Below are 24,427 nucleotides of genomic sequence, written 5' to 3'. Positions count from 1 at the left end.
GATCGGCGGCACATAGAACAGAGTAAATGTTTCGGTGCCTGGGAGCAATGGAGGCTGTGGTTTTGACAGATTCATTATGCTCTTGCCTGTGGGCGGCAGATATGGATGAGAGATTTGAAAGAGGAAAGGAGAAAAGCATGAAGATTCAGTTTCCGGAAAATTTTACCTGGGGAGTGGCGACGGCCGCGGCACAGATTGAAGGAGCGGCATTTGAGGATGGGAGGGGACCGTCTATCTGGGATGCCTTTTCAAGGCTGCCCGGCAAAATCAAGAACGGCGGTCTCCCGGAAGTAGCCTGTGACTCTTATCATCTTGTGGAGCGGGATGTGGAGATGATGAAAGAACTGGGAGTGAACTCCTATCGTTTTTCCTTTTCCTGGTCGAGGATTCTGCCTGAGGGTACAGGAACGGTAAATGAGAAAGGCATTGCCTATTACAAAAAGCTTCTTGCCCTGTTAAAGGAAAACGGGATTCGGGCAAACGCCACAATGTACCACTGGGACCTGCCTTATGCCCTGCAGCTGAAAGGCGGATTCGGAAATCGGGAAATTATCAAATGGTTCTGCGAATATGCTGCCGTCCTTTTGGACAATTTTGGAGAAGACGTAGATATGTGGGCGACTTTCAATGAGCCTATCGCGACTTATGTGGGCTATGGCCAGGGATTCTTTGCGCCGGGTCTTCGGGATGAAAAGTATGCCAGACAGGCTCTGCACCATCTCCTGCTGTGCCATGGGGAGGCTGTAAAGCTTTTCAGGGAACGTGAGCCTGGGCATGGGAAAATCGGTATCGTTGTGGATGTATGGAGGCATTATCCCGCGAGGGAGGAGAATGAGGAAGATAAGGCCATGGCAGTTGAGAACAATGAAATCCGCGGCTATGGGATGTTTCTTCATCCCCTCTTTTTAGGCGGATATTCGAAAGAACTGCTGGATTATTTTGAAGAGAACCGGCTGATGCCTCTTATCGCGGAGGGAGATTTCGAGACAATCCGCCAACCGCTGGATTTTTACGGCCTGAATTTCTACAATGGGCTTTATGACAATACCGACAAAATGCGCGAAAGGGAAAAAGCCAGAAAGGCAGGAGGAAATTATCAGGACAGGCCGGAAAGCCATCCGGAGGCGCTGAGGGATGTGCTGCATATGCTCGTGGAGAAGTATCATGTGGACATTCCGATTTATATCACGGAGAATGGACTGCCCTTTGATGATGCCGCCGGCAGGAAAGCGAACCTGGATGATCAGGCCAGAATCGAGTATGTGAAGAATGTTCTGTTCTGGCTGCACAAAGCGATGGAGGAGGGCGCCGATGTGCGCGGCTATTACCTTTGGTCATTGATGGACAATTTTGAGTGGTCCGCAGGCTATGCCGCCAGATATGGGCTTTATTATACAGACTATGAAAAATCGGAGCGCATTCCCAAAAAGAGCGCAAAGTGGTATGCCCAGGTGACTAGAGAGAATGGGTTTGAGTCCGGATGCTCTAATCGGTAATTGTAAATTCATATCCATTCAAGACAGACAGCCGCGGTGCAGGGGTAGCTGATATAGGAGGATAGCGAACAAATGAGAGAAGTTGAAAAATGGGGACTATTTGAAGTCAGCAGCAATGGAAAAAGCGATGGCAACCCATTTCGGGATTATGCGATGACCGTTACTTTTAAGAGCGATAAGGAGGAGAAGTCGGTCAGCGGATTCTTTTCAAAGATTTGACAAGCGGATTGCACAGCTGATGGAAATGGGAATCGAAGCGGATATGATTCTTATGCATCCTTATGACAAATGGGGATTGAACGAGATGGATAAGGAGGCCTGCGACAGGTATCTCAAGTATGTAGTCGCCCGATACAGCGCGTATCGGAACATATGGTGGTCGCTGGCGAATGAATTTGATTTTATCAAGGTAAAAACGGCAGAAGACTGGGAGCGGTATGGACAGATTGTATCGGCAAACGATTCTTTCCATAAGCTGCTTTCCGTCCACAACGGGGGAGCGAACTATGACTTTTCAAAAAGCTGGGTGACGCATATTGCGGGGGCATAACCGGATTGAACTGCCGGGGAGGCAGTATATGGCGTTGAGAATCCGCAAGGCAGGCTGTTGTGCTCCGGTATAGCTTTGGCGTATTATTGGGAAGGCGCCGTGGAAGGTTCGGTTTTCGATGTAGGCTGAAATATAGATTAAAAAATTGGCCAGGTCAAATTTTGACCAGGCCAATTTTTTGACTAGGCCAATTTTTTGACTAGGTCAATTTTTTGACCTTGATATCAAGAATGTTTCATTATTGATATTCCAAATATCCGATATGATGAATTCAGTAAACAAAACAACTCCACAGAAAGGGAAAAATACAAGGAGGAAAAGAAAGCATGAAAAAGAAACTGGTTCTTTTACTGGCAGCGGCAATGGCGGTGGGAAGCCTGGCCGGATGTGGCGACAGCGGAAGCGGCAGTGGGGACGGCGGCGCAGGAACGGCGGACGGCGGCACAGTCACAGACGAAGAGGTGGATCCCAGATTCAAATACGATGAGCCGGTGACGCTGACGTCTTATTTTGAGATTTCACCTGCTATATCGGCAGACTGGAATCAGGAGAACTGGATTGAGAAGCTGAATCTGGAAATGCCCAAGACCATGGACGAACTCTACGATGTGATGGTTGCCTTCCGGGATCAGGATCCTGACGGAAACGGCCAGGACGACACCATCGGCATGGTATTCCACAATAATTTCCTCTCCGCAGGGCTGGGAGACGCGGTAGGCCTGTTCAACGGTTTCGGCGCATACCCTGCCATCTGGGTGAAGGACGGGGAAGACAAACTGAAATATGGCTCTATCATGGAAGAGAACAAGGCGGCACTGGAGTACATAGCGAAAATGTATCAGGAGGGCCTGATTGACCAGGATTTCTCCTTCAATGACGAGGTGAAGGCTTCCGAGGCGGCTGCTTCAGGCCGTGCCGGCATCCAGTACGGCCTGATGTGGAACGCCAACTGGCCCCTGAATGCCACAGTGCAGAATGACCCCGAAGCGGACTGGGTGACACTGCCCCTGCCCTCCGCCACCGGCTCTGAGGCAAGGCCCCAGACATCTCCCAGAATCACGGGCTATGTAGTGGTGAACAAGAAATGCGAGCATCCGGAAGCCGTGGTGAGGCTGCTGAACTTCTGGGTTGACAAATATGCTTATTCGGGCGATGAGTACAATGACTACCTGGTGGAAGATGCCAATGGTGTCCTGAACTTCCCCCTGCATTGGGTCATGCTCAAGGCTTGGTTCCCGTTAAAGAACCTGACAATCCATCAGCATATCGTGGAGGCTCTGGAGAAGAATGACGCTTCCAGCCTCAACGCCGAGGAGCTGGTATCCTACAACGATATCCAGAAATACCTCTCCGGTGACATCGTCACCAGCTATGGCGGCATGAAGACCTTCGGCAACGATATGTCCGCATTTGACACCATCCAGCACTATTATGACGACACCCTGTTCCTGATGAACGAATTCACCACCGGCCCTACTCCTACCATGGGCCAGAAGATGTCCACGGTTACGGACAAGGTGATGGAATATTACACAAAAGTAATCATGTGAATCGAATCCACGGACAACTTCGATGCATTTGTGGAAGAGGTGAACGCTCTGGGACTTGACAAGATTTACCGCCGCCAATAAGGCTGACCCGTATTTCAATGCATGTCCCCGGTTCATCACGGACAGTCCCCTGCTGGGAGAATATCTGTGCCAGGGGCGCTTCCGCTCGGAGGTCCAGGGCCGGGACTGGGGCGTGGAGATCCGGATTATAGATGTGCTGGGGTAGCGGGAGCGCACTCAACCGACCTTTTTATTGATAAAATCAGTTCCGTGTTTCGAATATATGATTTTCTGGCTGTGGTAGCAAGACTCGATTCCCATGACAGATTGCCCGGAAACGTACAGGAATATATTTTGTGAAAGAAAGAAGTGACAGATTTCGCAAGTCAGTGTATAATGGACAATAAAATTGACACAGAGGTGAAAAGTGATGGAAATGTTGAAGAAGTTTTTCGAACCAGTGGATATGACGGAAGGCGCTCCCTGGAAGAAAATCGTATTCTTTACGGTGCCCATGCTGGTGGGGAATATCGCCCAGCAGCTCTATAATACGGTGGACAGCGTAGTAGTGGGCAACTATGTGGGGGACAATGCCCTGGCGGCAGTGGGGAGCGCAGGCCCTATCCTGAACCTGCTCCTGGTGCTGTTCGTAGGGATAAGCGTGGGCGCGGGTATCATAGTGTCCCAATATTTCGGGGCAAAGGAGCGGGAGAAGCTGTCGATTACCATCGGGAACTGTATCACGCTGACGGCCATAGCCACCATATTCGTGATGGTGGTGGCTTCCCTTGTGGCGCGTCCGCTGCTGGAGCTTCTGGACACGCCGGAATCCATCATCGACTGGTGCCAGTCATATCTGCTGATTCTCTTCATCGGATCGGCGGGGCTTGCGTTCTATAATATATTGAGCGGAATCCTGAGGGGCCTGGGGGACTCCATGGCCGCCCTCGCCTATCTGCTGGTGTCCACGGTAGTCAATATTGTCCTGGACGTGCTGTTCGTGGCAAAACTGAACATGGGCGTCAGCGGCGTGGCGCTGGCTACGGTCATCGCCCAGCTGATATCGGCTGTGCTGTGCTTTCTGCGCCTGCGGCGGATGGTGGAGCTGTTCGACATGAAGCCTTCCTATCTGAAACTGCAGAAATACCATGCCCTGAAGGTCATCCAGTTGGGACTCCCCTCGGGCATTACCCAGGCCATTTTCTCCATGGCCATGATTGTGGTGCAGTCCCTGACCAACAGCTTCGGCGAGATGTTCATCGCTGCCAATGTCATCATAATGCGCGTGGACGGATTTGCCATGATGCCGAATTTCTCTTTCGGAACGGCCATGACTACATATGCGGGGCAGAATGTGGGAGCCAGAAGGTATGACAGAGTGGGGAAAGGCGCGAAGCAGGGGACTCTGATTGCCATGGGCGTGTCGGCTGTGCTGACCTCATTGATATTGATATTCGGAAAAGCGCTGATGGGAATCTTCACGAAGACACCGGAGCTGGTGGATCTGAGCCGGGATATGATGGGCATCCTGGCGGTGGGCTATATCGCCATGGCGGTGACCCAGAGCCTGTCCGGCGTCATGCGCGGCGCGGGAGACACTGTGACGCCTATGTGGATATCCATTGTCACCACGATTTTCATCCGTGTGCCGGTGGCTTACGGAATCGCTTTCCTCACCAGGTCTGCGCAGTTCCCGGGAGGAAGACAGGAGTGTATCTTTATCTCGCTGCTGTCTTCCTGGGTGGCCGGTGCGCTGATTACGTTCTTCTTCTATAAGCGCGGGAAATGGAAAGAGAAAGCGGTTTAGAGGACTTAAGGGGCTGTTTCGCGACAGCCTCTTCTTTTTTTCCATTATCCCGGGGCCGCTCCGGCCGGAGCATAAACAGCATGATGGATATCTCTTGCTTTCATAGGTTCAGCCCTCTTGACAATAGTATGAAATCATACTATAATGTCGAACTGTACCATACTGAAAAAGTACGAAATCGTACAAAAATGGCAAAACGAAACAAGGAAAAGTCAGTAGAAGGAGGTTCATTATGAAAGGCTATACGACAGCGGAGATGAAGCGGTTCAACTATCTGATCAGTGAGACCAATGCCGTCTATCACGAAGCTGCCCAGAAGCTGGGGCTGTCCGACAGCACCCAGCAGGTGCTCTATACGATCTGCAACAATGGCGACAGCTGCCTGATCAGCGATATCTGCAGGCTGTCCGGCATCAGCAAGCAGACCATCAATTCTGCCCTGCGCAAGCTGGAGGGCGAGGGAATCGTCTATCTGGAGGCTTCCGACGGCCGGAAAAAGCGGGTATGCCTGACGGAGAGAGGGAAGAAGCTGGCGGAGGATACAGTGGTAAAGCTGATCGAGATTGAGAACGGCCTCCTGGATTCCTGGTCCAGGGAGGAGCTGGAGCAGTATCTGGGGCTGACGCAAAGGTATCTGGACTCCCTCAGGGCAAAGGTTCAGGAGCTGAGAGCCAGAGGGGCTGCCGGGAGTCTGGCGGACATGGAGGATTCGGCGGATACGGCAGAAACAGGAGGTGCAGATTCATAATGAAAATTCAATTATCAGACCATTTTGACTATAAAAAGCTGCTGCGTTTCACATTCCCCTCGATTGTAATGATGATATTTACATCAATCTACGGCGTGGTGGATGGCTTTTTCGTATCGAACTTTGTGGGAAAGACGCCCTTTGCGGCAGTGAACTTCATCTTTCCCTTTTTGATGATCCTGGGCACGGTGGGCTTCATGTTCGGCACCGGCGGCAGCGCTTTGGTGGCCATCACCATCGGGTCAGGCGATGGGGAGAAGGCAAAAAGATTGTTCTCGCTGTTTGTCTATGTGTCGATTATCTGCGGTTTCGTAATCGGTGTGCTGGGCCTGCTGGCAATCCGCCCGGTGGCGGTATGGCTGGGAGCGGAGGGAGAGATGCTGGAGAACTGCGTGCTTTATGGCCGCGTGGTTCTGGTGGCGCTGCCGATGCTGATTCTGCAGTATGAGTTCCAGAGCTTTTTCATAACGGCGGAGAAGCCGCAGCTGGGCCTGGCTGTCACGGTGGCGGCAGGCGTGACCAATATGGTGCTGGACGCTCTGCTGGTAGGGGCGTTCAAATGGGGGCTGGTGGGGGCGGCCGCAGCCACGGCTCTCAGCCAGACAGTGGGCGGCATCATCCCGCTCATCTATTTTGGCCGGCCGAACACGAGTCTGCTGCAGCTGACCAGGACGAAATTCGACGGCAGCGCCATAGGGAAAGCATGCATCAACGGTTTCTCCGAGCTGATGTCCAATATCTCCATGTCCGTGGTGGGCATGATGTATAACGGCCAGCTGATGAAGTATGCCGGGGAGGACGGCGTGGCGGCGTATGGGGTACTGATGTACGTGAGCATGATTTTCCTGGCGGCTTTCATCGGCTATGCCGTGGGCGTGGCGCCGGTTGTGGGATATCATTACGGCGCCGGGAGCCAGGAGGAGCTGAAAGGGCTGCTGAAAAAGAGCCTGGTGCTTATCGGCATCTTCTCGATAGGCATGGTGGTGCTGGCGGAGGGGCTGGCGCGGCCGCTTTCCCTGATTTTCGTGGGATATGACAAGGAGCTTCTGGACATGACCCTGCGGGGATTTCTGGTATACTCCTTTTCATTCCTGTTCGCGGGAATAGCGATTTACGGCTCCTCATTCTTCACGGCACTGGGGAACGGGCTGGTGTCCGCCATGATTTCTTTCCTGCGGACGCTGGTGTTCCAGGTGGCGGCAGTGTTGATTTTTCCGCTGATCTGGGGACTGGACGGCATCTGGATCTCCACCGTGGCCGCAGAGTTGATGGCGGCGGTTGTGGCGGTGCTGTTTTTGATTGGGTGCAGAAAGAAATATCGTTATTAAGATTAAAAATACATGTTAAAATAATAATTCTTGACAAAATGTCCCCAGCCCCTATAATAATCCTAAAAAAGACTGGAGGGGCCATTATGTATAAGGGGAGACCTGTGATAGCGATAATGCCTTTGTATGATGAGGGAAGAGACAGCTACTGGATGCTGCCCGGCTACATGAAAGGGCTGGAGGAGCAGGGAGCGATTGTGCTTATGCCGCCTTTGTGCACGGAGGAGCCGGAGCTGGATTATTTTCTGGAGGCCTGTGACGGCTTTGTGCTGACTGGCGGGCAGGATGTGGCGCCCGCCGTGTACGGAGAAGAGGTTTCCCGGCAGTGCGGCGATACGGCGCCTGTCAGGGACAGGATGGATGCCTGTATTCTGCGGGGAGCCGTGGAACGGGATAAGGCGTTGCTGGGAATCTGCAGGGGGCATCAGCTGATGAATGCGGTGTACGGCGGGAGTCTGTATCAGGATCTGACTACGGAACGCCCTTCTGAAATCTGTCATCGGATGCAGCCGCCCTATGACGGAAAGGCCCATGAAATCCGTCTGGAGCCGGATTCTCCGCTTAGCAGGGTGCTGCGGACGGAGAAAGCAGGGGTAAACAGCTGTCACCATCAGGGAATCAAACGGCTTGCCGAACCTTTTCGGGCCATGGCCTGCGCGCCGGACGGCATCGTGGAGGCAATCTATATGCCGGACAGGAAGTTCGTCTGGGGCGTCCAGTGGCATCCGGAGTTCTCCTATCGGGTCAATGAGGACAGCCGGAAGATATTCGCAGCGTTTCTGCAGGCCGCCGGGGAGGCATGAGGCAGTAGTCCGCGGATTAAAAATCCGCTTGCGATGAAAAAATGGGTGCTGTGATTCAGGGTAACTGGTTCAGCCTTTCTATAAAAAGTTTCTGGGCTCTGCCCTTTTTCTTATATCCGGCAGCTGTTCTTCCCGCTGCCGGATATATCAGGCCTGCTGTCCGACAGGGCCTGCCTCAAGGTCTTTTCTGTCCATTCCTGTATCTTACCACGGTAAATACAATAGAAAACTTTATGGGGCCGGAACGGCTCTGGCCGGGAAAAGCATTTGAGGGATCTGCGATAATACTCTGGTGGGCATCCTGGCAGAATTCAAGATTCGGACTGTAGTGGGAAACCGGGCAAGGCCTCAGTATAAGCAATCTGGATATTTTAGGAATATATAAGGATAATCAGGAGGTAGGGACATGGCAATCATAGGAATAGACTTGGGGACGACCAACAGCCTGGCGGCCTGTTGGAGGGACGGCAGGCTGGAGCTGATTCCGGGTGAGGACGGGGAAGTGCTGTTCCCCAGCGCGGTGGGATATGTGGAGGGGGAAGGCTTTCTGGTGGGAGCGGCGGCAAAGGAACGGCTGCTGACCCATCCCGACGACACGGTAGCTTCTTTCAAGTGCTTTATGGGCACGGCAAAGGAGTACAGTCTGGGTGGCAGAGCGTATACCCCCATGGAGCTGTCGGCCATGGTGCTGGAGCGGCTGAGGAGGAATGCGGAGAGGGTGCTGCAGGAGGAGATTGAAGAAGCCATCGTGACGGTTCCGGCCTATTTCAACGACAGACAGAGGAGCGACACCAAGAAGGCGGCCCAGGTGGCGGGGCTGAAGGTGGAGCGCCTGATCAATGAGCCGTCGGCGGCTGCCCTGGCCTACCGGATGGCTGCAGGTCAGGAGGACAGGACGCTGATCGTCTTCGACTTCGGGGGCGGGACGCTGGATCTGTCCTATGTGGAATGCTTTGAGAACGTGATAGAGATTGTGGCTGTGGCCGGAGACAACCATCTGGGCGGGGACGACATCGACAGGGCGATTCAGTCCTATTTCTGCAGGGAGAACGGCCTTGTGGAGGAACGGCTGCCCCTGGAGGAACTGGCAAGGATTCGGCATCTCGCGGAGCAGTGCAAATGCGCCCTGGCTTCTGGCGGGCGTGCAGACATGGAGCTGACCGTAGGAGGAAAGGCGTGCAGGGCGCCGTTGACGGAGGATATTCTCTTTGAGCTGTGCATGCCGCTTTTCGGGAAGATGAAGCAGCTTTTTCTGCATCTTCTGGAGGATGCGGATTCCAGGGTCTCCCGGATAGATGACCTGGTCATGGTGGGCGGTTCCTCCAGGCTGGGGGTGGTGAAGCGGTTCCTGTCGGAGCTTCTGGGGAAAGAGCCTGTGGTGCTGGACGAGACAGACCGGGTGGTGGCCCTGGGGGCGGGGATTTACGCCGGAATCCGCAGACGCGGGGAGGAGATTCGGGACATGCTGCTGACGGATGTGTGTCCCTTTACCCTGGGGATTGGGATTCGGAACAGGAGCGGTCAGGACAAGAATGTCTTGAGCCCTATGATTGAGCGCAATTCCACCCTCCCCGCTTCCTGTAGGAATCGGTTCGTCACTACCGGCGATTATCAGAGGGAGATTCTGGTGAAGATTTACCAGGGAGAAGAGTATTATGTGGACGACAATGTCTATCTGGGGGAGGTGGCCATAGAGGTGGCCTTGAAACCGGCGGGACAGGCCTGGGTGGACGTGCAGTTCACATACGACATCAACGGCATCCTGCATGTGTCGGTGGAAAACGAAATGGGGGAGCGGAGACAGATCCTGCTGGCGAACCAGGCTCTGAGCGCGGAAGAGTTGGAGCGGTATACAAAGGAAATGGAGAAGATTATGCTGCCGCCCATTGAGCAGCCGGAGAACCGGGAGATGCTGGCACGGTTCCTGGCATATTTCGAGGAAAGCACCGGAGAGCGGCGGGAGCGTATCGGGGCCATGATAGGAAGCATCACCCAGGGGCTGTGCAGCGGCAGAAAGAAGGCGGTCAGGAACGCCTGGGAGACTGCCAGGGCCTGGCTGTCCATACTGGAGGAGAGCCGGGAGACAAAAGAGGAGAGACTGTTCGACGGAAGAGTCTCCTATGACTGGTATGAGGAAGAAGGCTGGGACGACGAAGACGAGAGCCGGGACGGTGGGAAAGAGGACTGGGACAGCAAGGACGAGAACCGGAATGATTCGGAAGAGGGTTGTGACAGTGGGAGAGAACCGGAGCGAAGGGAAAGAGAATCAGGACAACGGGAAGAGGACTGTGAAAACAGGGAATAATCAGGAAGATTGGGAAGAGGAGTAAGACGATGAGCAGTGACATATGGGGGCTTTTGAGAATAAAACCCACTGCTGACAGGAAAGCAATCCGGAGCGCTTATGCGGCCCAGTCCAGGCTGCACCACCCGGAGGAGGAGCCGGAATATTTTGTGGAGCTGAATCAGGCTTACAGACAGGCGCTGGATTTTGCCCGGACAGCGGATACAGACAGAGAAAGCCCGGAAGACAGAAGAAGCAGTGAAAGTGTAAAAAGCAATGACACGGAATCTGGCCGGATGGTTTCCCTTTTAGAGAGACTTGCCGACGCGCAGCAGAAGGCCATACAGGAAAGCATGGACACAGGCGCCCTGCATGAATTCATCTCCCTTTTTACAAATTCAAAACAGGCGAAAAACGCCGACACCTGGAGACGCTTTTTCCTGTCGGAGACTTTTCTGGGAGAACAGTACTCGGAGGAATTTGCCAGGGGCCTGTACACCTACCTCATGGAACAGGAAATCTGCCCATGCGGCAATCTTCCCATGGCCCTCCTTCAGGAGCTGGCCATCGCCTATGCGCTGATTCCCCATTTTGCCGGGGAAGAGTACGGACAGGGAATGAAATACCCCAAGGAGTGGTACAAGGTCACGGTAGAGCAGACTTTCCCCGCCAGGAAACTGGTGGCAGAGATTTTCAACAGACAGGGCTGGGACTGTGACCTGAAATCCATGACCAGGCGGATGATGAAACAGCCCGCCAACAAGGTGCGCCATAATGCCTTTTCTGATTATCTGAATTTAAAGGAAATGGGGCTTAAGGGACAGCTTACGGAGTCGGAAAAAGAAGAATGGCAGCATATCCTGAGTTTCGGACAGGTTCACTATCTCTATGAGCGCAACGGCAAACGGCTGGGCGGGACAGACTACGAGAGCCGCAGCGAATGCGTGGTGAAGCTCTATGTCCAGTGGCTGAAGGACGAACGGCTGCCGGAATGTGTGCTGAAGTTCCTGTACCAGAAGTTCTCTTTCCGGGAGCTGGAGCACAGCAGCACCAGAGGGCTGTACGGGGCTTTGAAGGAACAGGTGCAAAGACAGCTGCCTCAGGTGGAGGAGATGCTCTTTGGTCAGGAGGGACTGGAGCAGAAGGCCGTCAAAGTATACCGCCTTTGCTCCCGGATCATCAATGACAACCATAACAATTACGAGAAATCCATCTACGAGGAAACGCCCCGGATAAAAGAACAGGTGGAGGCTCTGCTCGCCATGCCGGAGTGGGGGCAGCTGCGGGAGAACAGGGGGCTGTTCGACAAGCTTTACGGGGGAGCGAAAAGGCTCGTGATGCCCCGTTCCCTGACAGAGGGACTGATTCGGTATCTGCAGCAGGGGAATTATCCGGAGCCCAGACGCACGGAATTACTGGAGAGCCTGCTGCGCTCCCTGAGCACAGGGCGGATGTGCAAAGAGATTGATTACCGTTTCCGAATGCCTGTTCCGGAGGTGGACATGGACGATTTGGAGGGGAATGGGGATTTCTGGCAGTACTATCTGATGCGGGGATACGGTTTCCGCCACAGCCGGATCCGGGGAGCCTGGGAGGACGGATATCTGTATGAGATGGACGGGGAGTGCTATCTTCCGGCCTATATCCGCTATCTCTACGCGCCCTCCAGGGTATGGCAGAGGGCCTTTACGGGATTTTGCCAGGAGACGGAGTCTATCCCGGAACCGGTGAGCGCGGTATGCGACTTGCCAGACGGCAAGGTCTTGCGGGTGGAGTTCCATTATCATTACTGCCTGTATTTCGTGGAGGAAGCGCCGGTGCTGACTCCGGTACTGTCCTTTGCCCAACTGCGCCAGTGGGCTCTGGAGCATTCCCGGGCGGCAGATTTCTTCTTTCTGCTGGCTGTGACAGCTATTGAGAATTCGGAGCGGACGACGGCGGAGGAGCTGATTTTGCAGTGGCTGGGGAAACTTCCTTTGTATCCCCAGATCTGTCCTTTGCTGGCCAGGCTGCTGGCCGCGGACAATGACCGTCTGCCTGCGGGAACCAGGGCGGTCTGTTATGAGGAACAGGAGAGGTTCTGTTTCCGGGCGGTGGTTTCCGGGGAAGGAATCCGTATCTTCCGCCAGATGGAGTTCGGCTGGGAGGACAGGATTTTCAGAAGGGCGGAGTTCGGCTGGAAGGAGGTTCCGCTGTCCCTGGATGCTCTGGGACTGGGAGGGAGTCGGGTGTCTGCGCCAGACCCTGTGGAGCTGGAAAACCTTGCGCGGGAGTCATTGCTTTTGCTGCGCCAGCCCAAGCCTGTGCCTTTGGCCGTGCAGAATCTGGAGGGGATGGATTTGCCGCAGAAAGCCCGGGCGGTGTTAAAGGCCATGGGGTTCCCGGAAGGGGTGGAAGGCTACTGTGTGCTGCGCTATGGACAGGAGAGGGAGAGACGGCATGATAAGGTATTCTACGGGGCGCTGTCTCCTTTCGGCTTTCCTGTCGGCGTCCATTCCGCAGAATATGAGAGAAGCATGGGTTTCCACATGGATGTCTCCCGGACGAAGATCAAAGAGGGGAAACGCTATGTAGGGCGCTTTGGGTGGGGGTTCAAATATTCGCCCCAGTCGGACTATTGGCCCCTGTGTGTCTACCAGGGGGACAGCGGCATGTATTACGCTGACGGCACCACCAGGATGTACCGGGCCCAAAGCCTGGACAGGCTCCTTGCGGACTGGCTGAGACCGGAGCTGGAGGGCGTTACGGAGGTGGAGGTCTACGGAGGGCTTCTCACGGTATCCGGGCTTGACCACAGGCTGGAATACTGCTATGGGGAGAAGGATTTTCAGGATTCTGTCCATGGAACGGGGCAGACAGTGGCGGATTACTTCACGGTGTTCGGCGGATACCGGCTGTGGGAGACTTTTGCCCGGTGGATGGATGCCGCTCTCGGAAAGTGGCTGCCGGACTGGGTGAATGTCCTTACCATCGGCCAGGCTCTGGGGAATGAAGAGGGGGAGGGAAGTGCCCTGTCCCTCACGGGGAGTTATGTGGAAGAGGTGAACCTGGATTTGCTGGAACTGCAGGAGCAGCTGCGGGCGGAGGATTCCCGGGATGATTTCCAGGGGGAAGAGGAAAGGGAGAAACTTCCAGAGTATAGGGAGTATCCGCTGGAAACAGCCTGTCTTGTCTGGGGAAAGGGGTTTGCCGTGCATCTACAGCGTCAGTCTCTGGGAGATGCGGTGCAGTGGTATCTGGAAGAACGGCCTGGAGAGGGAGTACAGCTGTTGAAAAAACGCCGCATTCGGGTGGAGATTGCAGACCGTCATCGTATCCAGCAGACCGGGGCTTTCTCATAGGGCATCTGCCGTCAGGGGTGGCAGATATGCGATGCAGCTTTAGCCGGGAGTAAGAAATCTTTCAAACTGCAAAATTTATTTTGATAGTCTATAAGAGGTATGCTATACTGACTTGTAGTAGAGGAATAACTACATTGTAAAATGCGGGAGACTGTAAAACTTTTGTGGAAGGATGAAAGACATACCGCCAAAAGCCTTGCATTGGAACTTGGGATTTCTGAAAGACAGGTTCAGAGAATCCTCAAAGAGTTAAAGGACTCCGGAACCATCGAACGTATCGGTGAAGATATTGACTTTATCCAGCTGGCGGAAGGCAATAAGAAAAAACTGAGCAAAAACAGGGTAGTTTTTGACACTGTCTTAAAAAGATGGAGGACTAAGTTATGAAGATTAAAATCCAACTCAAAGAAAAAAACAGAATACAAAATGGCATGATAGGCCTGTTCTTCGAGGACATCAACTACGCGGCAGACGGCGGCCTGTACGCCGAAATGCTGGAGAACCGTTCCTTTGAGGCTGTAAAGGCCACGGGAAAGGCCTGCGATTATCAGACAGAATACGACGGCGGATATGCCTGGAGCGCGTATCCGGCCACAGCCCGGGCCAGGCTGCGCTGTGTCACCGGCAGTCCCTTAAGCGAAGAAAATCCCCATTACATGCGTCTGGAGACAGCGCAGGATGGGGAGGGCATAGCGAACAAAGCCTATGACGGCATATATTTAAAAAAGGGAATGGACTACAGACTCACATTCTGGGCCAGATGTGTGGCGTTTGAGGCCGAATTCCTCTTTTTCGTGGAAAAGGACGGAGTCCGGTACGCCCAGGGGAAGATTTCCGCGTCGGCAGGCCAGGAGGAGACCTACAACCATTTCCGAAAATATGAGGCGGTCATGGAGGCGCAGGAGTCCGTGGAGCGAGGCACGTTTGCCCTGTGCCTGTCAAAGTCCGGCATTGTAGAGCTGGATTTCGTCTCGCTGTTTCCCGGGGACGCGGTGGAGGGTATCTTCCGCAGGGATCTGTTCCACATGTTGAAAGAGCTGCGCCCTGGTTTCCTGCGGTTCCCGGGCGGCTGCATTGTGGAGGGAAATACCCTGGCCAACCGCTATCGCTATAAGGACAGCTTAAAGCCGGTATGGGCCAGGAAGAACAACTGGAACCGCTGGGCAGTGCATGAGACCAAAGAGGAGAACGGATACGAGGGCGATTACAGCCATTACAACCAGACTCTGGGCCTCGGTTATTATGAATATTTCCTGCTCTGCGAGCTATTGGGAGCAAAGCCTCTGCCGGTGCTGAACGTAGGCTTTGCCTGCCAGTACCAGTCTGATGAGCTGGTGGACAGGGACAGTGCCGCTTTCCGGGAATTCATGCAGGATGGGCTGGATTTGATAGAATTTGCCAACGGCGGGGAGGACACGCCCTGGGGAGCTGTCCGCGCCCGTATGGGGCACAGGGAGCCATTCGGCCTTACGATGCTTGGAATCGGCAATGAGCAGTGGCAGACGGAGAAAGCGGATTTCTTTGAACGATATGAAATATTCGAAAAAGCGATACATGAAAAAGCGCCTGATATCCGGCTGATTGGTTCCGCAGGGCCCGATGTGACCTCCGAGCGCTACACGAAGGCCTGGGAATTCTACCATGCCCATGAGAATCAGAAGAATTTCGTGTATGCCGTGGACGAACATTACTATGTGAAGCCTGAGTGGCTGTACGGGCATGTGGATTTCTATGACGGGTATTCCAGAAAGGTGAAAGTATTCTCGGGAGAGTATGCGGCCCATCCGTCCAATGGATTCAACAATCCAAAGGCAAATACACTGGATGGCGCTCTGTCGGAGGCTGCTTTCCTCACCGGGGTGGAGCGGAACGCGGACGTGGTGGTGCTGGCCTCATACGCGCCGCTGTTCGCCAGATTGGGATATACCCAGTGGTCGCCGGACATGATCTGGTTCGATGGCGCGTCCTGCTATGGCAGCCCCAGCTATTATGTGCAGAAGATGTACGCCTGCAATATGGGAGATGCGGTGCTGGATACCTGCGGCGGGGAAAAGGAGGCTGCAGCCCAGGGCATCTATTATTCTGTCAGCCTTGCCGAAGAAAGCGGTGACGTAATCGTAAAAGCGGTCAATTCCGAAGAAAGGGAGCAGACGCTGAATCTGGAACTTCCGAAAGAGTGGAAGAACTGCGGTAAGGCCCAGGCTGTCATACTGACCGGGGCAGGCAGGGATGTGTATAACTGCATGGAGGAGCCGGATGGGGCCGTGCCTTATGAGAGAGAGTATGACGCTCTGGAGGGTATTGCAATGCCGCCGCTTTCCTTTATGGTGCTGAGGATCAAGACAGGGAAAGGCTGAATAAAAATCAGCAGAGCCGGGAATTTGAACAATCTTGAGGTGGTGGCCACCACTTCTGACAAGTTATGCTGCTTGTTTCGGATTCACGGAGAAAGAGGTGCTGCGCTGCGAGACGGATGCCAGAGGGGAGAAGACAGGCTGCAAATGAAAATTTGACATAAGACGTGACAACAGCAGAACGTAATTACGGATGCAACAAAGACGGAAAGGTTTTGATGTTCTGTAGGGACTGGAGGAGGACAGGACATCCAGGAGAGATTAAAGGCTAAAACCAAAACTTTACAAGAACTTTACAAAATCTCGATAATAGATTTGCTGTACATTTGATAAAATATATTCCATAGAAAAAAGATGGAAAAGGCAGGAAGATAATGGATATTTTCAATATACTCACACTGATTGGGGGATTAAGCCTGTTTCTGTTCGGCATGAACATTATGGGACAGGCTCTGGAGCGCAGGGCCGGGGGAAATCTCCGGCAGCTTCTCGGAAAACTGACGACGAACAGAGCCGCCGGGCTTCTGACCGGGCTGGGCATTACGGCGGTGATTCAGAGCTCTTCGGCCACTACGGTCATGGTGGTGGGATTTGTGAACTCCGGCCTGATGACACTGGCCCAGGCAATCAATGTCATCATGGGAGCCAATATCGGCACCACAGTGACCGCATGGATTTTGAGCCTTGCGGGAATCGACAGCGGCAACATATTCGTAAGCCTTTTGAAGCCGTCCTCCTTTACGCCCGTCCTGGCTTTGATCGGCATCATTTTCTATATGTTCTGCAAGAATGACAGAAAGAAAGATACCGGTATGATTCTGCTGGGCTTTGCCACCCTGATGTTCGGCATGGAAACCATGTCGGGGGCCGTTTCCGGACTCCGCAGCGTCCCATGGTTTCAGAATCTTTTCATCATGTTCCGAAATCCGATTCTCGGCGTGCTGGCGGGGGCTGTCCTTACAGCCATCATTCAGTCCAGTTCTGCTTCGGTGGGCATCTTGCAGGCCCTGGCCGTCACGGGGCAGGTTTCTTACGGCGCCGCCATTCCCATCATCATGGGACAGAATATCGGCACCTGTTTGACCGCCATGATTTCCTCGGTGGGAGCCAACAAGAACGCCAAGCGGGCAGCTATGGTGCACCTGTCTTTCAATGTAATCGGAACGGCGGTCTGGCTGACTGTCTTCTGCCTGATAAAAGAAATCTGGAACCTGGCGCTTTTAGGGGAACCGGCCTCCCTGTTCGGCATTGCCGTGGCCCACTCCGTCTTCAATCTTTTATGCACGATATTGATGCTGCCTCTTTCAGGGTTCCTGGAAAAACTGGTGAACCGGCTCGTACCGGATGCAAAGCAGCCGGAGAGCCAGTCGGAACTGGACGAGAGATTACTGGCGACTCCTCCCATTGCCCTGGAGCGCTGCCGCGAGGTGGCGGCGGACATGGCGGAGACCGCGGTAAGCGCATTGAAGATAAGCCTGTCCTGTCTGCAGGATGATTCCCCGCACCTTGCGGCATCCGTCCGCGAGAAAGAGGAAAAGACTGATTACTATGAGGATATTCTGGGAACCTATCTTGTAAAGCTCAGTGAGAAACAGATCAGCAGTTCCGACAGCGCGGAGGCGGCGAAGCTTCTGAAGATGATTGGGGACTTTGAGCGGATTTCTGACCATGCGGTCAACATATCGAAGTCCGCAGAGGAAATGCAGGAAAAGGAGCTGACGTTCACGGAGGCCGCAGTATCTGAGATGGAAGTCATCACCTCGGCGGTAAATGAAATTCTGGATCTGTCGCTGAAAGCGTTTCTGTCGGACGACTTAGAGACTGCCTCCATGGTGGAGCCTCTGGAGCAGGTGATCGAGCAGCTGAAAGAGCAGCTGCGCACCCGCCATATCCTGCGCCTGCAGCAGGGGGCCTGCTCCATTGAGGCCGGTTTTATATGGTCGGATCTGCTCACCAATTTGGAACGCACTTCGGACCATTGTTCCAACATTGCCGGATGTGTCATCGATATGGCCCAACACAATATGAACCTCCACGAATCGCTCCGCAGCGTAAGGAATGACAGTGCGGATTTTCAGCGGAGATTCACGGCATATGCCGGGAAATATTCTCTTGAGAGATTCGTACATTGAAAGAGTCTGCAATTTTAGGAGAGAGGATATTGCCAGCCTGCGCAGGAAGTCTTATAATATTCCTGAGCGGGCTTTTTGGAATGCAGAGCCCTGCGGCGGATAGGAGCGGATGATATGGAAAATACGCAGGAAGAGGTAAAACTGCCCCGGGAGGAACTTAAAAAAGAAAATCTGCGGGTGCAGAAAGCCGCATATATCAAGCAGCAGATAGAGCGGCAGCGCGCGGCGGAGGACGCCAGGCTGGAACGGCTGCTGCAGGAGCAGGAAGTGATTGCCGGTCTGCGGGAATCCATCGATGACGGCATGTGGCAGACGGAAGAGGCCAGAAAATATAACCGGGAATTCCAGGAACAGCTGAATATGCAGATTTATGAGGCCCACGGGATTACCGAAGATAAGCTGGCAGGAATGAAAGAGTACAAAAACGCTCTGTATCGGGGCGCTGCCGCAGTGCTGTTCTTTCTGTCACTGGCGCTGACTATCCTCTGTGGAGTGCTGCACGGTTTCGGCTCGAAAGTCTGTCTTTTGATGTTAGCCTATACCGCTGTGGAGGGAGCGCTGGCCGGAAAAAAGCAGAAAGCCCTGCTGGATGTGGTCTGTAAGATTCTGTACATACTGATATTCCCGGCGATGATGGTCATGTTCGTGTGCTATGAACTGGGATATGAGGAATATGATCTGTTTCTTCCGTATGCGGCCATTGCGGGAGGGGCAGTAACGATACTTGGTATGATATCGTACTTTCTCCATGACCCTTATCGACATGAAAAGAGAAAAATACAGGATGCAAAAAGTCAGATTCGCGAGATAGAAAAGGCCGCGGGAAAAGAAATCCGAAAGAACCAGAAAATTAAGCAAAAGGAAGAAAGGCGCGCGCAGAAGCGTCTGGAACAGGAGAACCGCAAAATCAGGGAAACCGCGGGTAAAGCAGAAGAAAGCGGCCTGCGGTCTATAAGAGGCATTGCATCAAGAGGCGGATTCTTCGCGCGGTTTAAAAAACGGGCCGAACTGCCTGCTGAAACGGAAGCTGATGGCATAGAAGCCGATAGCATAGAAGCGGAGGAGATACAACAGGAGGAAAAGCCGCAGGAGAAAGAAGTCCCAGGCGATATCTGCGGATAGCATGCCCCGGGGAAGTACGGATTGCCGCATATCGGCATATAATATACCAAATATATGCCGGAGCATTTGAAATATGCAGCGTGTGAGGAAAATGGTGGCCGGAGAACTTCCTGCCGGAACGGACGGCAGAGGAGTGACGGTCGCCGTCTTGGATACAGGAATGGGAAGCCATCCCGATTTGCGGGGCAGGGCAGTGTGTTTCCGTGATTTCGTGGGGCACGGGGAGTGGATATACGACGACAGCGGCCATGGCACCCACGTATGCGGCATCCTGTGCGGAAACGGACGCTTATCCGGTGGCCGCTACCGGGGCATGGCTCCGGGAATCCGGCTGGTGGTGGGAAAAATCCTGGACGAGAGGGGCGATGGCTCCACGGAGGCTATGCTGGAGGGCCTGGACTGGGTGCTGGGGCTTAGCCGGGAGTATGACATCAGAATCGTGAATATTTCCGTGGGAATCGGAAATCTCCGGGAACCGGCGAAAGAGCAGCTCTTGCAGGACAGGATGGAGGAACTGTGGCGCAGCGGAATCCTTGTAGTGTGCGCCGCCGGGAATAAGGGCCCGAGGGAGGGCAGCATCTCCGCGGTGGGCGGCAACAGGGTGGTGACAGTGGGCTGCTACGATGGAAGTTTCGCGGCGGGAAACCCCCGGAGCTGCGAATTGTATTCCGGCCGGGGCGTTTCAGGGAGTCCCATCCGCAAGCCGGATATCGTGGCCCCCGGCACGGATATCATCTCCTGTGGCCTGTATGCCCAGAGAGGGCGCGGCAGATACGCCTACGTGCCAAAGAGCGGCACCTCCATGGCCACGCCCGTGGTGGCCGGGGCGGCAGCGCTGGCTTTTCAGAAGTATCCCCGCATGACCAACGAGGAGTGCAAAAGAAAACTACAATATACAGCCTCCGATCTGGGACTCCCCTGGAATCGGCAGGGCTGGGGGCTTCTGAACGTAGAGAGGCTGCTGGGCTGAGCATATGCCATTTCCGATGAAAATCTTTCAGGAAGTGGCTATTTTTTGTGAAAAAGCATTGACACATTCTGCATGATTGTATACAATAATACGGACATGAAGCCATATGGAAAGAAGGGATGAACATGAGAGAGAACGAGACGTTCCAAAATCGTCCGGTTACTATGAACCAGAATAACAATCTGCTGGAAATAGAAGAGCATATGTATATTCTGGATGATGTAAAGAAGCCGAATGTATTCCGCAATATGTTTCCTTATTCGGAGATACCGAAGATTCCTTTCAATGACAGAATCGTTCCCCACAATATGCCGCGGGAGATCTGGATAACGGATACTACGTTCCGGGACGGGCAGCAGTCCAGGGCGCCCTATACCACGGAGCAGATTGTAACGATATATGACTATTTACATAAACTGGGCGGGCCTAACGGCATGATACGTGCAAGCGAGTTTTTCCTGTATAGCAGGAAGGACAGGGATGCCGTATATAAATGTATGGAAAAGGGTTATCGATTCCCGGAAATCACCAGCTGGATCAGGGCCAGCAAGGAGGACTTCAAGCTGGTGAAGGAAATCGGCATGAAAGAGACGGGCATTCTGGTCAGCTGTTCCGATTACCATATCTTCTTAAAGCTGAAGATGACAAGGCGGCAGGCCATGGAACACTATTTGAGCGTAGTCAAAGAGTGCCTGGAGGAGGGAATCAGTCCCAGATGCCATATGGAGGACATCACCAGGGCGGATATCTACGGCTATGTGGTGCCTTTCTGCCTGGAGTTGATGAAGCTGATGGAGGAGTACCAGATTCCCATCAAGATTCGCGCCTGCGACACCATGGGTTACGGGGTCAACTATCCCGGCGCGGTTATCCCCAGAAGCGTACAGGGCATCATCTATGCCATCCACACTCACGCCGGGGTGCCCCATGCGCTGATCGAATGGCATGGGCACAACGATTTCTATAAAGCGGTGTCCAATTCCACCACAGCATGGCTTTACGGCTGCGCCGGCATTAATACCTCGCTGTTCGGAATCGGAGAGCGGACGGGCAATACGCCGCTGGAGGCCATGGTTTTCGAGTACGCCCAGCTGAAAGGCGACCTGAATGGGATGGATACCACGGTGATCACGGAACTTGCCGAGTACTACGAGAAAGAGATTGGCTATCAGATTCCGCCCAGGACTCCTTTTGTGGGCAGGAATTTCAATGTGACCCGGGCGGGGATACACGCGGACGGCCTGCTGAAGAACGAGGAGATTTATAACATCTTCGACACGGAGAAGTTCCTGAACAGGCCGGTGCTCTGCGCCATATCCAACACCTCGGGGCTTGCGGGCATCGCCCATTGGATCAATACATATTATAAATTAAAGGGCGAGGAGCAGATAGGAAAGAATTCTGAGCTGGTAGCCGAAATCAAGAAATGGGTGGATGAGGAGTACGCGGGCGGGCGAGTCACGGTAATGACCGATGAGGAAATCGTGGCATGCGTGGAGCGGGTCTGCCGGGAAAAGAATCTCTCCCTGAAATCGGCAGCAGAAGAGAAATAAATTTACGATTGCCGCAGTGAGGCGGCAGGGGAGGTTAGAACAAAAAGAAATGGGCAGTTACGATGTAAAGCAGGAGGTTACTGACAAGTACTCTTTGCGGGGCCGTGTATTCAACAAGCTTCGGAGCGACATCCTCAGCGGGAAATACGCGGAGCACGAGGAGCTGAAGGAAGTGGCGATTGGGGAGGAGATGGGTGTCAGCCGTACTCCGGTGCGGGAGGCATTCCGCCAGCTGGAACTGGAGGGGCTGATTCAGATTATTCCCAACAAGGGCGCCTATGTCACGGGAATCACGGAGAAAGATGTGAAAGACATCTACATGATTCGTTCCCGGCTGGAAGGGTTGTGCGCCCGCTGGGCCACGGAACATATCAGCCGGGAGCAGATGGACGAGATGGAGGAGAATGTCTATCTGGGGGAATTCCATGCCAGAAAGGGAAATCTGGAGCAGCTGGCAGAGTTGGACAACCGTTTCCACGATATTATGTATGAAGCCTGCAACAGCAAGATTCTGGAGCATCAGCTGAAAGATTTCCACAGCTATGTTCTGCGGGTGCGCAGGAAGACCCTGTCCAATGTGAACAGGGGACCGAAGTCCAATGAGGAGCACAAGCAGATCATGGAGGCCATCAGGGAGGGAGATGGGGACTTGGCGGAACAGCTTGCCCACCAGCATATGATAAATGCCTACGAGAACATGGTCAAAAATGGTCTGCATGAGGCCTATGCCAAAGAGGATAAAGAGTGAAAAGGCTTTGATGGCAGATGTGGAGAAGATTGACGAAAAGCACAATTGAACGGAGGTTTATATGAACAAAATTGAAATGACTACTCCCCTGGTGGAGATGGACGGCGATGAGATGACGAGGATTCTCTGGCAGATGATTAAGGATGAGCTGCTGCTCCCCTATATCAATCTGAAGACAGAGTACTATGACCTGGGGCTGGAGCACCGCAATGCCACTGATGATCAGGTGACGGTGGACTCCGCCAACGCCACGCTGAAATACGGTGTGGCCGTAAAGTGCGCCACTATTACCCCCAATGGGGCCAGAATGAAAGAGTACGACCTGAAAGAGATGTGGAAAAGCCCTAACGGGACTATCCGGGCCATCTTGGACGGAACAGTGTTCCGTGCGCCGATTCTGGTCAAGGGAATCGTGCCCTATGTGAAGAACTGGAGCAAACCTATCACCATCGCCCGCCATGCCTACGGAGATGTCTACAAGAATACGGAAATCAAAGTGCCGGGGCCCGGAAAAGCGGAGCTGGTGTTCACGGCGGCGGACGGTACCGAGACCAAAAAAGTAATCCATGAGTTCACGGGAGCGGGTATCCTGCAGGGCATCCACAACACGGAAAAATCCATCAGCAGCTTTGCGAGGGCATGCTTTGGCTATGCCATAGACACGAAGCAGGATCTGTGGTTCTCGACCAAAGACACCATTTCCAAGAAATATGATCATACGTTCAAGGATATCTTCCAGGAGATATATGACGCGGAGTATAAGCAGAAGTTTGAGGAACTCGGTATTGAGTATTTCTATACATTGATTGACGACGCCGTGGCGAGGGTGATCCGCTCCGAGGGCGGCTTCATCTGGGCATGTAAGAACTATGACGGCGATGTGATGTCCGACATGGTGGCCACGGCCTATGGGGATCTGTCCATGATGACTTCCGTGCTGGTATCGCCCAGCGGAGTGTACGAGTACGAGGCGGCCCACGGCACCGTGCAGCGCCATTATTACAAGCACCTGAAAGGGGAAGAGACCTCCACCAATTCCATCGCCACTATATTCGCCTGGACAGGGGCCCTGAGAAAGCGGGGAGAACTGGACGGCAATGAAAGGCTTGCGGCATTCGCCGATAAGCTGGAGCGGGCCTGCATCAAGACTGTGGAGGACGGAAAGATGACTAAGAGCCTGTCGCTGATATCCACCTGTGAGAATCCCGTCATCCTGAACAGCCTTGACTTCATTAAGGCCATCAGAGAGACTTTGGACAGCCTGTTGTAGGATGTGCTTTTGATTTGACATAAAAATATCGGGAATCCGTCAATGTATTCGCCGGATTCCCGTTTAAAATTTTCTCCGTGCATTACGAAGCCTGGTGCTTTAAGATTTCCATATCCCGTTCAAGACAGTCTACCCTTGTCTTCAACATGAATCGCCGCATTCATCTTGTCGATGAGAACCTGTACTTCCCCTTTGAGAACCTGCGCATCTTCTTTAAGTACCCGAACATCCTCCTTGAGCTCATGTATGTCATCTTTCATGACTTGCATGTCATGCTTCATCTCTCGTATGTCTTTGCCTGATTCTAAAAGCAGTTCCCGGTCAGTCATATGACATACCTTCTTGCGTAATATTCTGGATACCTGCTCCAG

Annotated in this window: 20 protein-coding genes; 19 read left to right on the top strand and 1 reads right to left on the bottom strand. The window is 53.4% G+C overall.

What is annotated here, in order from left to right; translation table 11 throughout:
* Positions 1 to 137: 137 nt before the first annotated feature.
* The 19 genes from NFS35_RS18375 (at position 138) to NFS35_RS18285 (ending at position 24,056) form a co-directional block, all read left to right on the top strand.
* Positions 138 to 1,496 (top strand): GH1 family beta-glucosidase, encoded by a 1,359-nt coding sequence (locus tag NFS35_RS18375; protein ID WP_251208564.1) that lies wholly within the window; start codon positions 138 to 140, stop codon positions 1,494 to 1,496.
* Positions 1,497 to 1,568: 72 nt separating this feature from the next.
* Complete coding sequence (locus tag NFS35_RS18370; protein ID WP_251208563.1) at positions 1,569 to 1,715, top strand: DUF5060 domain-containing protein; 147 nt, start codon at positions 1,569 to 1,571, stop codon at positions 1,713 to 1,715.
* 19 nt (positions 1,716 to 1,734) lie between these two features.
* The gene (locus NFS35_RS18365) at positions 1,735 to 2,046 is read left to right on the top strand and encodes an apiosidase-like domain-containing protein (protein ID WP_251208562.1); all 312 of its coding nucleotides are present in this window, start codon (positions 1,735 to 1,737) and stop codon (positions 2,044 to 2,046) included.
* A 326-nt stretch (positions 2,047 to 2,372) separates the two neighbouring features.
* On the top strand, positions 2,373 to 3,596 hold the full coding sequence (locus NFS35_RS18360; RefSeq protein WP_251208561.1) for an extracellular solute-binding protein: 1,224 nt from the start codon (positions 2,373 to 2,375) through the stop codon (positions 3,594 to 3,596).
* Positions 3,597 to 3,651: 55 nt separating this feature from the next.
* Positions 3,652 to 3,822 carry a hypothetical protein gene (locus tag NFS35_RS18355; protein ID WP_251208560.1) on the top strand — a complete coding sequence of 57 codons (171 nt, stop codon included), beginning with the start codon at positions 3,652 to 3,654 and terminating at the stop codon, positions 3,820 to 3,822.
* Positions 3,823 to 4,026: 204 nt separating this feature from the next.
* Positions 4,027 to 5,403, top strand: coding sequence for an MATE family efflux transporter (locus NFS35_RS18350; protein WP_251208559.1), 1,377 nt, complete (start codon positions 4,027 to 4,029; stop codon positions 5,401 to 5,403).
* A gap of 232 nt (positions 5,404 to 5,635) precedes the next feature.
* Complete coding sequence (locus tag NFS35_RS18345) at positions 5,636 to 6,151, top strand: MarR family winged helix-turn-helix transcriptional regulator (RefSeq protein ID WP_251208558.1); 516 nt, start codon at positions 5,636 to 5,638, stop codon at positions 6,149 to 6,151.
* Positions 6,151 to 7,479 carry an MATE family efflux transporter gene (locus NFS35_RS18340; protein WP_251208557.1) on the top strand — a complete coding sequence of 443 codons (1,329 nt, stop codon included), beginning with the start codon at positions 6,151 to 6,153 and terminating at the stop codon, positions 7,477 to 7,479. Before NFS35_RS18345 ends, NFS35_RS18340 begins: the two co-directional genes overlap by 1 nt.
* 86 nt (positions 7,480 to 7,565) lie before the next feature.
* A complete protein-coding gene (locus NFS35_RS18335; RefSeq protein WP_251208556.1) occupies positions 7,566 to 8,282 on the top strand; it encodes a gamma-glutamyl-gamma-aminobutyrate hydrolase family protein in 717 nt (238 codons plus the stop codon).
* Positions 8,283 to 8,688: 406 nt separating this feature from the next.
* Positions 8,689 to 10,587: an Hsp70 family protein gene (locus NFS35_RS18330; RefSeq protein WP_251208555.1), complete on the top strand. Its 1,899-nt coding sequence runs from the start codon at positions 8,689 to 8,691 to the stop codon at positions 10,585 to 10,587.
* Between the two features lie 29 nt (positions 10,588 to 10,616).
* The gene (locus NFS35_RS18325) at positions 10,617 to 13,907 is read left to right on the top strand and encodes a J domain-containing protein (RefSeq protein ID WP_251208554.1); all 3,291 of its coding nucleotides are present in this window, start codon (positions 10,617 to 10,619) and stop codon (positions 13,905 to 13,907) included.
* Between the two features lie 162 nt (positions 13,908 to 14,069).
* The gene (locus NFS35_RS18320) at positions 14,070 to 14,294 is read left to right on the top strand and encodes a winged helix-turn-helix transcriptional regulator (protein WP_251208553.1); all 225 of its coding nucleotides are present in this window, start codon (positions 14,070 to 14,072) and stop codon (positions 14,292 to 14,294) included.
* The gene (locus tag NFS35_RS18315; RefSeq protein WP_251208552.1) at positions 14,291 to 16,264 is read left to right on the top strand and encodes an alpha-L-arabinofuranosidase C-terminal domain-containing protein; all 1,974 of its coding nucleotides are present in this window, start codon (positions 14,291 to 14,293) and stop codon (positions 16,262 to 16,264) included. The genes NFS35_RS18320 and NFS35_RS18315 overlap by 4 nt, the downstream gene beginning before the upstream one ends.
* A gap of 371 nt (positions 16,265 to 16,635) precedes the next feature.
* Positions 16,636 to 18,393: a Na/Pi cotransporter family protein gene (locus tag NFS35_RS18310; RefSeq protein ID WP_251208551.1), complete on the top strand. Its 1,758-nt coding sequence runs from the start codon at positions 16,636 to 16,638 to the stop codon at positions 18,391 to 18,393.
* Positions 18,394 to 18,507: 114 nt separating this feature from the next.
* Positions 18,508 to 19,515: a hypothetical protein gene (locus NFS35_RS18305; RefSeq protein WP_251208550.1), complete on the top strand. Its 1,008-nt coding sequence runs from the start codon at positions 18,508 to 18,510 to the stop codon at positions 19,513 to 19,515.
* 73 nt (positions 19,516 to 19,588) lie between these two features.
* On the top strand, positions 19,589 to 20,485 hold the full coding sequence (locus NFS35_RS18300) for a S8 family peptidase (RefSeq protein WP_251208549.1): 897 nt from the start codon (positions 19,589 to 19,591) through the stop codon (positions 20,483 to 20,485).
* A gap of 125 nt (positions 20,486 to 20,610) precedes the next feature.
* On the top strand, positions 20,611 to 22,038 hold the full coding sequence (locus tag NFS35_RS18295; protein WP_251208548.1) for a beta/alpha barrel domain-containing protein: 1,428 nt from the start codon (positions 20,611 to 20,613) through the stop codon (positions 22,036 to 22,038).
* A 49-nt stretch (positions 22,039 to 22,087) separates the two neighbouring features.
* Positions 22,088 to 22,786: a GntR family transcriptional regulator gene (locus NFS35_RS18290; RefSeq protein ID WP_251208547.1), complete on the top strand. Its 699-nt coding sequence runs from the start codon at positions 22,088 to 22,090 to the stop codon at positions 22,784 to 22,786.
* A gap of 61 nt (positions 22,787 to 22,847) precedes the next feature.
* Positions 22,848 to 24,056 (top strand): NADP-dependent isocitrate dehydrogenase, encoded by a 1,209-nt coding sequence (locus tag NFS35_RS18285; protein WP_251208546.1) that lies wholly within the window; start codon positions 22,848 to 22,850, stop codon positions 24,054 to 24,056.
* A 119-nt stretch (positions 24,057 to 24,175) separates the two neighbouring features.
* Here NFS35_RS18285 and NFS35_RS18280 read toward each other — a convergent pair whose 3' ends face one another.
* Positions 24,176 to 24,385 (bottom strand): hypothetical protein, encoded by a 210-nt coding sequence (locus NFS35_RS18280; protein ID WP_251208545.1) that lies wholly within the window; start codon positions 24,383 to 24,385, stop codon positions 24,176 to 24,178.
* Positions 24,386 to 24,427 lie beyond the last annotated feature (42 nt).

Origin of the sequence: Acetatifactor aquisgranensis, from assembly GCF_943193215.1 — a bacterium.
GTDB classification, from domain to species: domain Bacteria; phylum Bacillota; class Clostridia; order Lachnospirales; family Lachnospiraceae; genus Acetatifactor; species Acetatifactor aquisgranensis.
This window is presented reverse-complemented; position numbering and strand designations above follow the sequence as displayed.

Coding starts and splice junctions, on each gene's coding strand:
- NFS35_RS18315 (WP_251208552.1), top strand. CDS start 14,291: ATGAAGATTAAAATCCAACTCAAAGAAAAAAACAGAATACAAAATGGC.
- NFS35_RS18325 (WP_251208554.1), top strand. CDS start 10,617: ATGAGCAGTGACATATGGGGGCTTTTGAGAATAAAACCCACTGCTGAC.
- NFS35_RS18335 (WP_251208556.1), top strand. CDS start 7,566: ATGTATAAGGGGAGACCTGTGATAGCGATAATGCCTTTGTATGATGAG.
- NFS35_RS18300 (WP_251208549.1), top strand. CDS start 19,589: ATGCAGCGTGTGAGGAAAATGGTGGCCGGAGAACTTCCTGCCGGAACG.
- NFS35_RS18375 (WP_251208564.1), top strand. CDS start 138: ATGAAGATTCAGTTTCCGGAAAATTTTACCTGGGGAGTGGCGACGGCC.
- NFS35_RS18330 (WP_251208555.1), top strand. CDS start 8,689: ATGGCAATCATAGGAATAGACTTGGGGACGACCAACAGCCTGGCGGCC.
- NFS35_RS18360 (WP_251208561.1), top strand. CDS start 2,373: ATGAAAAAGAAACTGGTTCTTTTACTGGCAGCGGCAATGGCGGTGGGA.
- NFS35_RS18345 (WP_251208558.1), top strand. CDS start 5,636: ATGAAAGGCTATACGACAGCGGAGATGAAGCGGTTCAACTATCTGATC.
- NFS35_RS18290 (WP_251208547.1), top strand. CDS start 22,088: ATGGGCAGTTACGATGTAAAGCAGGAGGTTACTGACAAGTACTCTTTG.
- NFS35_RS18280 (WP_251208545.1), bottom strand. CDS start 24,385: ATGACTGACCGGGAACTGCTTTTAGAATCAGGCAAAGACATACGAGAG.
- NFS35_RS18305 (WP_251208550.1), top strand. CDS start 18,508: ATGGAAAATACGCAGGAAGAGGTAAAACTGCCCCGGGAGGAACTTAAA.
- NFS35_RS18370 (WP_251208563.1), top strand. CDS start 1,569: ATGAGAGAAGTTGAAAAATGGGGACTATTTGAAGTCAGCAGCAATGGA.
- NFS35_RS18310 (WP_251208551.1), top strand. CDS start 16,636: ATGGATATTTTCAATATACTCACACTGATTGGGGGATTAAGCCTGTTT.
- NFS35_RS18365 (WP_251208562.1), top strand. CDS start 1,735: ATGGAAATGGGAATCGAAGCGGATATGATTCTTATGCATCCTTATGAC.
- NFS35_RS18350 (WP_251208559.1), top strand. CDS start 4,027: ATGGAAATGTTGAAGAAGTTTTTCGAACCAGTGGATATGACGGAAGGC.
- NFS35_RS18340 (WP_251208557.1), top strand. CDS start 6,151: ATGAAAATTCAATTATCAGACCATTTTGACTATAAAAAGCTGCTGCGT.
- NFS35_RS18295 (WP_251208548.1), top strand. CDS start 20,611: ATGAGAGAGAACGAGACGTTCCAAAATCGTCCGGTTACTATGAACCAG.
- NFS35_RS18285 (WP_251208546.1), top strand. CDS start 22,848: ATGAACAAAATTGAAATGACTACTCCCCTGGTGGAGATGGACGGCGAT.